Source organism: Arthrobacter sp. KN11-1C, from assembly GCF_052180225.1.
Lineage (GTDB): Bacteria > Actinomycetota > Actinomycetes > Actinomycetales > Micrococcaceae > Arthrobacter.
Map to the genome: position 1 here is coordinate 3,946,268 of NZ_CP197467.1, position 12,324 is coordinate 3,958,591.

The 12,324-nt window shown below is 66.1% G+C and carries 11 protein-coding genes and 1 pseudogene; 9 read left to right on the forward strand and 3 right to left on the reverse strand.

Annotated features, from left to right (window positions below; all coding sequences use genetic code 11):
• Positions 1-510: 510 nt before the first annotated feature.
• The 8 genes and pseudogenes from ACSBOX_RS18380 to ACSBOX_RS18415 all read left to right on the forward strand — a co-directional run bounded on the left by ACSBOX_RS18380 (position 511) and on the right by ACSBOX_RS18415 (position 8,258).
• A complete protein-coding gene (locus ACSBOX_RS18380; RefSeq protein ID WP_442543742.1) occupies positions 511-1,470 on the forward strand; it encodes an ROK family protein in 960 nt (319 codons plus the stop codon).
• 58 nt (positions 1,471-1,528) lie between these two features.
• Positions 1,529-2,215: an N-acetylmannosamine-6-phosphate 2-epimerase gene (locus ACSBOX_RS18385; protein WP_442543743.1), complete on the forward strand. Its 687-nt coding sequence runs from the start codon at positions 1,529-1,531 to the stop codon at positions 2,213-2,215.
• Positions 2,216-2,362: 147 nt separating this feature from the next.
• A pseudogene (locus ACSBOX_RS18390) lies at positions 2,363-2,473 on the forward strand (N-acetylmannosamine-6-phosphate 2-epimerase); the annotation flags it as partial.
• A 157-nt stretch (positions 2,474-2,630) separates the two neighbouring features.
• Positions 2,631-4,091 (forward strand): dihydrolipoyl dehydrogenase family protein, encoded by a 1,461-nt coding sequence (locus tag ACSBOX_RS18395; RefSeq protein ID WP_442543744.1) that lies wholly within the window; start codon positions 2,631-2,633, stop codon positions 4,089-4,091.
• 75 nt (positions 4,092-4,166) lie between these two features.
• Positions 4,167-4,892, forward strand: a complete 726-nt coding sequence (locus ACSBOX_RS18400) for an ABC transporter ATP-binding protein (RefSeq protein ID WP_442543745.1) — start codon at positions 4,167-4,169, stop codon at positions 4,890-4,892.
• Entirely contained in the window at positions 4,889-6,925 is a 2,037-nt protein-coding gene (locus ACSBOX_RS18405; RefSeq protein WP_442543746.1) for a YhgE/Pip family protein, read from the forward strand. Before ACSBOX_RS18400 ends, ACSBOX_RS18405 begins: the two co-directional genes overlap by 4 nt.
• Complete coding sequence (locus ACSBOX_RS18410) at positions 6,922-7,590, forward strand: TetR/AcrR family transcriptional regulator (protein WP_442543747.1); 669 nt, start codon at positions 6,922-6,924, stop codon at positions 7,588-7,590. The genes ACSBOX_RS18405 and ACSBOX_RS18410 overlap by 4 nt, the downstream gene beginning before the upstream one ends.
• A 62-nt stretch (positions 7,591-7,652) precedes the next feature.
• On the forward strand, positions 7,653-8,258 hold the full coding sequence (locus ACSBOX_RS18415) for a hypothetical protein (RefSeq protein WP_442543748.1): 606 nt from the start codon (positions 7,653-7,655) through the stop codon (positions 8,256-8,258).
• On the opposite strand, the gene ACSBOX_RS18420 is transcribed toward ACSBOX_RS18415, so the two are convergent.
• Positions 8,231-9,172 (reverse strand): EamA family transporter, encoded by a 942-nt coding sequence (locus ACSBOX_RS18420; RefSeq protein ID WP_442543749.1) that lies wholly within the window; start codon positions 9,170-9,172, stop codon positions 8,231-8,233. The genes ACSBOX_RS18415 and ACSBOX_RS18420 overlap by 28 nt on opposite strands.
• A gap of 72 nt (positions 9,173-9,244) precedes the next feature.
• Between ACSBOX_RS18420 and ACSBOX_RS18425 the strand changes: the two genes are divergently transcribed.
• On the forward strand, positions 9,245-10,195 hold the full coding sequence (locus ACSBOX_RS18425; RefSeq protein WP_442543750.1) for a LysR family transcriptional regulator: 951 nt from the start codon (positions 9,245-9,247) through the stop codon (positions 10,193-10,195).
• Between the two features lie 6 nt (positions 10,196-10,201).
• Here the strand turns inward: ACSBOX_RS18425 and ACSBOX_RS18430 are convergent, their stop codons facing one another.
• Entirely contained in the window at positions 10,202-10,732 is a 531-nt protein-coding gene (locus ACSBOX_RS18430; RefSeq protein ID WP_442543751.1) for a SixA phosphatase family protein, read from the reverse strand.
• 199 nt (positions 10,733-10,931) lie between these two features.
• The gene (locus tag ACSBOX_RS18435) at positions 10,932-11,801 is read right to left on the reverse strand and encodes a winged helix-turn-helix domain-containing protein (RefSeq protein WP_442543752.1); all 870 of its coding nucleotides are present in this window, start codon (positions 11,799-11,801) and stop codon (positions 10,932-10,934) included.
• Positions 11,802-12,324: the final 523 nt, after the last annotated feature.

Sequence of the window (12,324 nt, forward strand, 5' to 3'; positions counted from 1 at the left end):
TTTCGTGGGTTGACGTGGTCGGGTCGTGCCGCAGGTCCAGTTTTGCCGTCCCTTAGACACCTCCCGACGCTTCATTCCCGTCGCTGGGCGACGTCCATGCAGCTCTGGTCGGCGATGCGGGACTACACAAAACCGTCCCTCCGACACTCGGGCGATTGCGGAACCTTTCGAGGCGGTCCGGATCCGCACGGTGCCGCTTCAGGCGGCAGGTCCCGGTCGGCGAGCCAACCGTTCGAAGCGTCCGGTGAGTCGATCGCCTGAGGCGCCGGGCCGGGGTCTTGCGTAGGCGCGCATCGCCGACCAGAGTCGTCTGAAGGTCGCCCAGCGACCGAAAGGCGACGTCGGGAGGTGTCTAAGCGCCGGCAAGGCCGCGGTTTGGCGCCGCCCCAGCCACAACGAACCCGACCACGAACAGACCGCAGCGCAGCGCCACCGCAACCACAACTGACCGGGCCACAGCCCATCCGCAGCAACAATGAACCCAGCAATCGAACGATCCGGAGGACAAACATGATGCACGTGGTCGGGGTCGATCTTGGCGGGACGAAGACTGCCGCGGGAGTTGTGGGGGCCGACGGGGAGGTGTTGTTTTCGGAGCAGATTCCTACGCTGAATCGGGGTGGGGGCGACTTGATTTTGCGGGAGACGGCGGCGCTCGTGGCGCGGCTCATGCGGCGGGCGGCGGGTGGGGGAATCGACGTCGGGCGTGTTGGCGTGGGTTCGGCCGGGGTGATCGATGCCGTGAATGGCGAGGTAGTTTCGGCGACCGATGCGATCCTCGGGTGGGCCGGCACCAGGTTGACGGCGGGGTTGGCGCAACTCCTGGGTTTGCCTAGGGGGTCGGTCTGCGCGGTCAACGATGTGCATGCGCATGCTCTGGGTGAGGCGTGGCGCGGGGCCGCTGCTGGGTCTTCGAGTTCGCTCATGGTGGCGTTCGGGACGGGTGTGGGCGGCAGTTTTGTGCTGGACGGCACTCCTGTTTTGGGGCACCACTATGTGGGCGGGCACGTGGGGCACTTTGCGTCGCCGTACGCCTATCACGAGGGGAAGGCCCTCCCGTGCGTGTGCGGCGGCTCGGGCCACGTCGAGGCCATCGCCTCCGGCCCAGCCATCCACGAATCCTTCCTCCGTTTCGGCGGCTCCCCCGAGGTCCGTGATACGCGTGCCGTGTTTGCGCTGGCGCACGACGGCGACAGTGCCGACGCCGCTGACAGTGTGGCCGCGATCAAGGCCATCGGGGCGGGCGCGGGTGCTGCCGGGCAGGCGATCGGCGGGCTCGTCAACATCCTCGACCCGGAAACGGTCGTGGTTTCCGGGGGCCTGGCGGATGCGGGAGATTTCTGGTGGAAACCCATGGAACGCGCCCTGCGCAAGGAGCTCATGGCCCCGCTTGCCGGCATTCCCGTGCATCGCGCGGCGCTAGGCAATACCGCCGCCATTGTGGGCGCGGCCAAACTCGTCCTCAACTGACCCCAAACACCCGCGCACCCAGAAACCGAAACACCCGAACCCTCGCAAGGAGACCCCCATGATCCTGACCCCCGATGGCCTCGAAGCCCTCCGCTCGCAATTGATCGTGTCCTGCCAGGCCTACCCGGGCGAACCCATGCGCGATCCCCGGACCACCGGCCAGGTGGCGGCGTCGGCGGTGATCGGCGGTGCTGCGGCAGTCCGGGTCCAGGGCCTTGCCGACGTCCAGTTCACCCGCACCGCCGTGGAGGTTCCCGTGATCGGGCTCTGGAAGGACGGGCACGACGGCGTATTCATCACCCCGACGCTCCGGCACGCCCTCGCCGTCGCAAATGCCGGTGCCCACGTCGTGGCCATCGACGGCACGCGGCGCACGCGTCCTGATGGCTTGTCCCTCAAGCAAACCATTGAGGGACTCCACGCCGAATCGCACGCCTTGGTCATGGCCGACTGCGGTTCCTACGCCGATGCCGCCGCCGCCGTCGAAGCCGGCGCTGACCTGATCGGCACCACGCTGGCCGGGTACACCGGGGAGCGTCCCAAGACGGACGGACCCGACCTTGAACTTCTCGCGGAGATCGCCGGCGCCGGGCTAGGCAAGCCGCTCATCGCCGAGGGCCGCATCCATACCCCCGCACAGGCCCGCCAGGCCCTCGACGCCGGGGCGTTCGCCGTCGTCGTCGGTACCGCCATCACGCATCCGGCGAGCATCACCGGCTGGTTCAAAGGCGCAATGGACGCCTAACTGAGGCCAAAGCTGCATGATTTTGCTGGATCATTCGCATCCCACCAAAAAAGATCCGCGCAAATCCGGGCCCCGCGGTTCCGCTCCGAGGAATGATCCAGCAGAATCCGTCGCCGGGTCCCTAATCCTGGCCTGTGTCCGGGCATAGCGCAAGCCCGCCAGGCCCTCGACGCCGGGGCGTTCGCCGTCGTCGTCGGTACCGCCATCACGCACCCGGCCAGCATCGCAGGCTGGTTCAAGGGCGCAATGGACGCCTAACTGAGGCCAAAGCTGCATGATTTTGCTGGATCATTCGCATCCCACCAAAAAAGATCCGCGCAAATCCGGGCCCCGCGGTTCCGCTCCGAGGAATGATCCTGCAGAATCCGTCGCCGGGTCCCTCATCCCGGCCTATGTCCGGGCGTAGGCTTCTCCCATGGCTGAGGAGAATATCCGGGAATTCGATGTCATCGTGATCGGCGCCGGGGCCGTGGGTGAGAACGTTGCAGACCGAGTGGTCCGGGGCGGCCTCACCGCGGCCATCGTGGAGGCCGAACTCGTCGGAGGGGAATGCTCCTATTGGGCCTGCATACCGTCCAAAGCCCTCCTTCGGCCCGGAACCGCACTGCACACAGCACAATCAGTGCCCGGAGCATCGGACGCCGTCACGAAAGTCCTGGACGCCGCACCGGTCCTGAAGTACCGCGACTACTTCACCAACAAATGGCAGGACGACGGCGCGGTCCAATGGCTCGAGGACACCGGCATCGAACTCATCCGGGGCCGGGCGCGCATCACCGGCCCGCGAGAAGTCCAAGTGGACGGCAAAGACGGCACCAGCTACTCGCTCAAGGCCCATCACGCCGTGGTGGTGGCCACCGGCTCCACACCGCTCATCCCGAAAATCGACGGCTTGCGCAACGTCCCTTACTGGACAACCCGCGGCGCCACGTCTGCGCGGCGCATCCCCGAACGGTTCATCGTACTGGGCGGCGGTGTCGCCAGCGTCGAGCTTGCCCAGGCGTTCGCCCGCTTGGGCTCGTCGGTGTCGATCGTTGCCCGGGGCCGGCTGTTGAGCGCGTTCCCCGAGGAAGCCGCCGGCTTGGTCGCGGCGGGGCTGCGGGCCGACGGCGTCGATCTGCACCTTGGGGCCGACACGGCTCGGGTTGAACACGACCCGGACCATGCCTTCAGCGTCACGCTTGGCGACGGGACGGTCTTGAACAGTGACGAGTTGCTGGTGGCGACTGGCCGGAGGCCGGCCCTTGATAATTTGGGGCTCGAGAACGTAGGGCTCGACGCCGAAGAGGGCAAGCCTTTGCGCCTCGCCACGGACTCGAGCGGCTTGGTGGAAGGCGCAGCGAGCGACGGCACCAGCGGGCTGTGGCTCTACGCGGCCGGCGACGCCGCGGGATCGGTCTTCCTCACCCACCAGGGCAAGTACGAGGCCCGGGCAACCGGCGACGCTATTGTGGCCCGGGCCAACGGAACCCTCCACGGCACCCCGAAACCGTGGACTTCCCTGGCAAAGACGGCCGACGAATATGCGATCCCCAGTGTGGTCTTCACGGATCCGGAGGTGGCATCCGTGGGTCCGAGCCTCAAGCAGGCTCTGCAAAAGGGCATTAACGCAAGCTCGGTGGATCTCCCCATCAACGTGTCCGGCTCACAGCTGCATTCGGAAAATTACCAAGGCTGGGCGCAACTGGTGGTGGACGAGGACCGGAAGGTGCTGCTGGGCGCAACGTTTGCCGGGCCCGGCGTGGCCGAGCTGTTGCACGGCGCCACCATCGCGATTGTGGGCGAAGTGCCTTTGGATCGGCTGTGGCATGCGGTGCCGTCGTTCCCGACCATCAGCGAGGTGTGGCTGCGCCTGTTGGAGAAGTACGGACTGTGATAGAGGTCTATTTGAACTGACCGGTCAGTTCAGTTACGATTGGAGCAGATAACAGGTTCTGCGAAAGGTCCAATTGTGCTGTCTGCACAGCAACTCCAGATCGACGGCCGCCGGGACGATCTCCTGCCTCCCACGTCCCTCGAAGCCAGGCGCGGCGAGCTCCTCCTGGTCAGCGGAGACGGTCAGGACCAGCGCACGGCATTGGCACTAGCGTTGAGCGGCCGGATGAAGCCCAGCAAAGGCCTCCTGAGCTGGGACAACTCCACGAAGACGAAAAAGGTCCGGGCCGCGAGCGCCCTCATTGACGCTCCCGGCGTCAACGAGCCCGAGCAGCATTTGAGCGTCCGCGACCTCGTCACCGAAGACCTCTCCCTTATCCCCCGCCGCTACCGTGGTGCGCTCCTCAGCAAGCCGTGGCTCAAGGTCAACCGTTTCGAGGACATCGCCGGGCTGTGGATTGAGCAGCTCCCCGCGGACCGACGCCTCGAGCTGCTGACCGCCTTGGCTCTCGCGGACCCGGCCCTTGACCTCCTGGTGCTCGACTCCCCGGACCGCCACAGCGCGAACCCTGCGGACTGGCTCCCCCGCCTTGAGCAGTTGGCGTACGACGCCGGGCGGCCGCTCGCCGTCGTGGCGGTTGTTTCTGCCCTCCCGGACAACTGGCACGGCCCTGCCGCGGTGATCGGCAACTCGGTCACCCACACGGCACCCGCCGAACCCGCGCAACCCGGAGTATCCCTCGACAACGCGCAAGAAGATCCCGAAGAAGTACCCGAAACCCTGCAAAGGACCGCAAAGTGACTGTTCTGCGGCTGGCCCGCTCCGAACTCAAGCGCATGACCGGCGGGCTCCTGCCCAAGCTGACCATCCTCGCCCTGACCATGGTGCCCCTGCTCTACGGAGCCGTGTACCTTTACGCGAACTGGGATCCGTACGGCAACCTCAACCAGATCGACGCCGCCTTGGTGGTCGAGGACGCGGGAGCCCAGCCGGCAAGCGGCCCCGAACTCCAGGCAGGCCAGAAGGTCGCCGACAGCCTCGTCGAGAGCCACGTCTTCAACTGGCAGCGGGTGACCACCGCGGCGGAAGCCGACGCCGGAGTTGAATCCGGCAAGTACGCCTTCGCCCTGAAGATCCCGAAGGACTTCTCGGCCAACCTGGTCTCGCCCGGCAGTTTCAATGCAGCCAACCAGGCGATGCTCAACGTCACCACCAACGACGCGAACAACTACCTCCTCAGCACCATCGTGGACAAGCTGACTACCGCGGTGCACTCGACGGTGGCCAAGGAAGTCGGCGAGGAGACTGCCAACCAACTCCTCACCGGCTTCGGGACCATCCACGCCTCCATCGTCAAGGCATCCGATGGCGCCTCCCAGCTCGCCGACGGCGCCGGCAAGCTGAGCGACGGCGCGGCCACCCTCCACGACGGCACCAGCAAGCTCAGCAGCGGCGCGTCGGAACTCCTGGCGGGCCAAAACAAGCTGCGTGACGGCGCCAATCAGCTGAACGGCGGCGCAGGGCAGCTCAGCGCAGGGCTCACGGAACTGAAGAACAAGACCGCGTCCCTCCCGGCCGACTCCCAGAAGCTTGCCGACGGCGCCGCCCAAGTAGCCGCCGGAAACGCCCAGCTGAACGCGAGAGTCCAGGACGTCGTCGGGCAGCTTTCAGCGTTCGACGCCGGAGCGCGGGACCGCGTAGCTGGCAGCACCCAGAAACTCGTGGCGAGTGGCGTCATCACCCAGGACCAGGCAAACAAGATCCTGGCCGACTTCGACACCACCGCGGCGTCCAGCCCTGTCACCGGCGCGAAGGCCAAGATCTCGGCGGACGCCGCCCAAATCCAGCAGCTCTCCGATGGATCGGCCGCGGTCAGCGCGGGTGCCGCCAAGCTTGCGGGCGCGACTCCGGCACTGACGGGGGCCATCGGCCAGGCCTCGGCAGGCGCAGACCAGCTCAGCTCCGGCGCCGCGACGCTGGCGACCGGCGAGCAGTCGGCCGTCAACGGCACGGCAGCCCTCGCGGACGGCGCCGCAAAGCTCGACGACGGCGCGGCGCAACTTGCCAGCGGTGCAGCCACGGCCGCGGACGGTTCCCGCACCTTGGCCAGCGAGTTGGCCAAGGGCGCAGGAAAGGTCCCGAACCCGAACGACGCCCAAAAGAGCGAGGTGTCCAAGGTGATCGCCGATCCTGTGGCGGTCAACAACGTCTCGCAGGCCAAGGCAGGATCCTATGGTGCGGGCCTGGCCCCGTTCTTCTTGACGCTGTCCCTCTGGATCGGCGTGTTCATGCTGGTCCAGGCGATGCGTCCCATCACGCAGCGGGCCCTGGCCTCGAACGCTCCGTCATGGAAAATCGCCGTCGGTGGCTGGCTGCCGTTCTTCGTGGTCTCCGTGCTGCAGGCAAGCATCCTCACCCTCGTGGTGGACCTGGGGCTGGGCCTCAACGCGGCGCACCCCGTGTGGATGTGGTTGTTCATGCTGGCTGCGGTCATGGCATTCACGGCCCTGATCCAGGGCATCGTGGCTCTGCTGGGAACCCCTGGCAAGTTCGTGGTGCTGATCCTGCTGGTCCTCCAGTTGGTGTCGTCCGGCGGAACGTTCCCCTGGCAAACCACCCCCATGCCTCTGCATGTGGTGCACGAGATCATGCCGATGGGCTACGTGGTGACCGGCATGCGGCACTTGATCTACGGCGGCGACCTGTCGATGATCTGGCCGATTGTCCTGGGCCTGCTTGGCTACACTGTGCTGGGAGCCGCGCTTTCCACGCTGGCTGTCCGTAAGCACAAGTTCTGGACCCTCAAGACCCTGAAACCGGAGATCGCGGTATGAGCATGCACGAGCCGGATGTCACCGGGCTCCCGGCCGCGGGTCCTGGCGCCCCGGAGTCAGGCGGCGCTGAGAAGAAGCTCCGCCCGGCACGCACGAACGCGACCAAGCAGCGCCTCTTCGACGCTTCCATGGAGCTGATCGGCGAGCGCGGCGCGGCGGGGGTCACGGTGGACGAGATCGCGGCCGCAGCCGGGGTGTCCAAAGGGACGGTATATTACAACTTCGGCAGCAAGTCCGATCTGATCGCCCAGTTGCTGCGCCACGGCGTCGACATCATGCTCGGGCGGCTCCAGACAATTGAAGGCCTGCACGCCGATCCGCTCGAGGCCATGGAAGCCATGCTCGGCCAGGCCATGGATTTCATGGACGACTATCCGTCCTTCGCGCGGCTCTGGATCAGCGAGAACTGGCGGACTCCCAGCGAGTGGGGCAAGCTCTTCGTCGAACTCCGCAGCGAGTTGTTGGCCGTGATCGGCGCGGCGATCGAAAAGGTCGCCGCCACGTACCCCGTGGATACGGGCATTGCCCGGGGCAGCCTCGAGGCTGCGATGTTCGGGGCGATCTTCGTGGTGGGCCTTGACCGGCAGACGTACAACCCCGAGCGCACCCGGGAGCAGAGCATAGCGGCCATCATGACCATCATGCGCGGCTACGTACTGCGGTAACGGTATGGCAACTGCCGCGTCAGAGGCGTGGCGCCGCCACCCGGTCAGGGATGATTAATCCCATGCGTCACATGGGGAACAGCGGAAAGCTTGCGATCGTCTCTGCCGTGGTGTCCGCTGGTTTGCTGGTGCTCCTTGCCATCACCCTCGATGAAACCGTGATGTACACCTTCCTGGGGGTCTTGGCGCTCGGCTACCTCGCGTGCGTCACGGAAGTCATCGTCCGCCGCAGGCACTTCATGCTGGTTCTCGGAGCCATCTCGTCCATCCTGTTCATCGCGTTCGGAATCGCTTTCCTGCGCATGTGGGGTCTCGCCTTCAACCAGGACGACAACGCCCTGGGCAGCGCGGTGAGCACCAAGGACTCGGACATCTACTTCTACCTCGGCGCACTTGCCGGCTGCAGTTCCCTGCTGGTCTTGTTCCTGGGGGCGGTCTGGCCATCCCGCCGTGCGAAAGCGGTGGCCCGTCCGGCTGCCCGGCGTCCGGCGCCTCGGCCTGCTTCAAGGCCTGCTCCCCCGTCCGCCAGGCCCGCCCAGCGGCCGGCGGCCCGTCCGGCGTCGGGGGCCGTGAAGCGAGCGGTCCCGCGGAAACCGGCCCCGGCCGCCTCCGCCAAGCGCCCGACGTCGGGATCGCCGGCTCAGCGCAAGCCGGCCCCCAGGCGCTGACGCATTTCGGGCGCGACCACATTCCCAGGCTTCGCACGACGCTGCAGCACGGCAGTGGCCACGCCGCCCAGCAGGAGGAGGCCGCCGGCCAGTTCCGCCGTCGTCGGGACCTCCGAGATGAGCAGCCACGCCGCGGTCATTCCCACCACCGGTACCAACAACGTAAACGGCACCACGGCCGAACTCGGATACAGGCTGAGCAACCGGTTCCAGATGCCGTAACCCACCAGCGAGGCGAATATGGCGGTATACAGCGCGCTCAGGATGGTCGCCGGCTGAAGGTTGGAGAGGGTCCCGACGACGGCGGCCGGGCCGTCCACGATGAGCGACAAGGCAGCAAGAGGCAACGGGACCACTGCTCCGGACCAGACCACGAGCCCCAGTCCCGAGGCCGCCTTGGCCTTGCGGGCGATGATGTTTCCCGCAGCCCAGGACAACGCGGCGGCAAGCACAATCATGAGCGGTACCACCGGAGCCACCAGGCTTCTACCCACCGCCACCAGGGCTAGTCCGGCCACACCCAGCACCACGCCCGTCAGCTGGCGCTTGCTGGGCCGCTCGCCAAGGAACCGGGCCGCCAACAGCACCGTCAGGAGCACTTGCGCCTGCAGCACCAGTGACGCGAGCCCGGCCGGCATGCCGAGGGCCATCCCCAGGTAGAGGAGGCCGAACTGCCCCGCGCTCATGAACAGCCCGACGCCGATGATCGCCTTCCAGCTCACGTTCGGTTTGCGGACGAAGAAAATGCAGGGGAACACCACCAACACGAAGCGGATGGCGACGAACAGCAGCGGCGGCACGTCGGCCGCGCCACCGCTCCCGTTGCCGGGGTGCAATCCAAAGTCGATCGCCACGAAATTCAGGCCCCAAAGGACGGCGACAAGGACGGCGAGTGCTGAGTGTCGGATATTCACGATTCAACTCTGACAGTCATGCGGATGAAGCACCAGCGTTGAATTCTGCATCAGATCATGTACGTTTGCTTCATGATTGAGATTGCGGCGCTGCGGGCCCTCGTAGCCGTGGAACAGCAAGGCTCCGTGGTGGCGGCGTCGGAGGCCATGGGCTTCAGCCCCTCGGCGGTCTCCCAACAAATCAAGAAGCTCGAGAAGCAGAGCGGCGTGATTGTCCTGGAGCGGCACGGCCGGGGCGTGCTGCTGACGGACCGCGGCATGGCGCTGGCCGAGTACGGACGGCGCATCCTGGGCGAGCTGGAAGAGCTGCAAGCCACCTTGCTCGCCGACCCCGCGAAGCCAAGCGGCGTGTTGCGGCTCGTGGCATTCTCCACCGCCTGCCGCGGGCTGGTAGGGCCGATGCTGGGGAAACTGGGCGCGGCCCAGGCCGCCTCGTCAGCAGCGGCGCGTTCCGGGCATGGGGGCTCGGGGCTTGAAATCCGGGTGGTGGCCGAGGACCCGCGCGAGGCCGTCCAAAGGGTCGCCACCGGCGAGGCCGATCTCGGCGTCGTGCACAACTGGCACTCGGTGCCCCTCGTCATTCCGGAGAACATGGTCCACGAGGACCTCTGCCTGGACACCGCAGACGTCCTGCTGAACTCTGCGCACCCGCTGGCCGAGCGGACCGCCGTCGAGCCTTCAGACCTCGTGGACGAGAGCTGGATCAGCACGCCGGCCGGGGCCATTTGCAACGAGGCGTTGCTCGCTATCCTCGCGGGCTTGGGGCGCGTGCCGGACATCCGCATCTACGACCCCGACTTTTCGACGCATATCGCCATGGTCCAGCAGGGTGTGGCGGTGGCGCTCGTGCCGCGGCTAGGCAGGCCTGAGCTTCCCGCCGGAGTGGTGGCGGTGCCCGTGGTGAACCCGATGCAGCAACGCCAAGTGGGAATCGTGTACCGCAAGACCATGACGGCAAGCCCCAGCATCCGCCACGTGGTGCGCTTGCTGCAGGATGTGGCAGCCAGCCTCGAGGTGGACTAGCCGGGGCTATTTCTTGGGGCGGGGAACGGTGAAGTGGGTCAGGCGGGCATCCTGCCCGTCGAGTTCAGCCCACGGCTTCTCGAGTTCCATCACGGTCACGGCGCTCGTGGGGTAGCGCGTTGCGGCATCCATGTAGGCGTCATGGTCCGAGTCGCGGGAAGCCAGGTGCATCGCGAGGTCCTGCACGCCGGGCATGTGCGAAAAGATCATGAGCGTGGTGACGGTCTCGGGCACGTGGTTGATGACGGTCAACATCCGCTGCGCGGAGGCGGCGTAGAGGCCGTCCTCGAGTTTCGGCGTCGGTGCCTTGTCCCCCAGTTCGCTGCACACCCAGGTGCAGGTCTGGCGGGTACGGAGCGCGGACGAACACAGGATGAAGTCCGGAATCACGTGGTGCTTGAGGAGCCATTTGCCCGCAAGGGGGGCTTCCCGGTGGCCACGTTCGGCAAGGGGTCGCTCATGGTCCGGCACCCCGCGGGGCCAGTCCGACTTCGCATGCCGCATGATCACCAGCCGCTTGATGTGATGCTCGCTCATCCCCCCACCCTATCGCCGCGGAGGCACATGCTCACTGAACTAGGGAAGCCGGAAGGCGGCACATCCCGAAAGCGCCGTTGTTGCGTTGGGCCCACGCCGGCCGGGTTCCCTGGCCGAGCTTGCGAGGCGAGGGGCCGGCGGGGAGGAACGAGCGCAGGCGCCGAGGGATTGTGCCGCCTTCCGGCGGTGCGAAACCTAGCTAGATCGAGTATTCCGGAGCGGCCCAGACGATGACCTCGGGGTGCTCGTAGAAGCGGTAGCCCTGGCCGCGGACGGTCCGGACGGTGTTCGCGAGGCGGCCGAGCTTGGAGCGGAGGCGACGGATGTGGACGTCGATGGTGCGCTCGTTCGGGACCTCTTCGGCGTTGCGCCACAGGCCCTCGAGGAGTTCATCGCGGCCCACGGTGCGGGTGCCGTTCTCGACGAGGTAGTTGAGGAGCTCGAATTCCTTGAACGTCAGGTTCAGGGATTCGCCGTCGAGGTGCACCTCGCGACGGGCAAGGTCGATCAAGACGCCGGACGGGCGGGCTTCCTGGGCAGGCTGCGGGCGGAGCGCCTCGGAGCGCTGGCGGTTGCCAACGGTCGGGTCACCGAAAGTCGAGCGGACGACGTCGAGCGCGGAACCCGGCGCACCGGCCGGGGCTACCGCGACGGCGGCATAGCTCTCGGCACCGGCAACGAGGGACTGCGCGTAGGCCCGGATCTCCTGGGCAAGCTTGGCGATGGACGTTCCTGCGGCAGCCGCGGTGTCCTCGTCAATGCCCATGTAGAGCACGAACCCACGGGCCACATTGTCGCTGGCAACGGGGCGGATGGAGCGGTCTGCGGGAGCCAGGACCGGCGTGGGCGCAGTCATTGGCGAGGCCTCGTTGGCGGGAACGGCGCGGAGCTGCCCGTAGGAGCTCGGGTTGTAGCCCTGGGGGACGTAACCGGGCGCCTGGCTGCCACCTTGCGGTGCGGGCTGGGCGTAGGCCGGGCGGTTTCCGAAGCCGGGACGCAGGCCGGCGTTCGACGCGGCCTTATTGGCGTTACGGACGGAGATATGGACGTATCCGGATGCAACTGACATGGATTGCTTACCTCAAAGTGAATAGCCGTCATCGCGGCTTCGAATGCTGGTCTGGTCCCCGCAATGAGATGGGGAGGGGCGCCCGACGCTGGGCAGGGGGCGAATGCCTGAAACTTCCTGGGGTCTGAAGTTAGGCATGCATTCGACAACAGCTCATCGAAAAACCAGCGGGTGCGCTGGGCTCGATCGCTGCGGCTGCAGATGCTGTTGAGTTCTTGTTCACATTTGAAGTGTGCAACGTAACAAAGGGAACTTGCAAGTAACAAAGGGGCGAACCGTCCACATTTTGAGACGAATCGGACTATTGTGCCGCACATCACAATTCAGACATGTCCAAATGTGACCCATTCTCGTTCGTCACACTGGCCGTTCTTCGCGCAATACTCGAATAAAATTTGATCTGATCATCATTTTTTGAATCTCAAGTCACGTCACGCGCTTGCCTTTGAATCTCGAGATATGAAACAACCCTTGTCCAATCCTCGATCTGCTTCTCTTGAAAATTCTTTGGCAAATCGTCTGG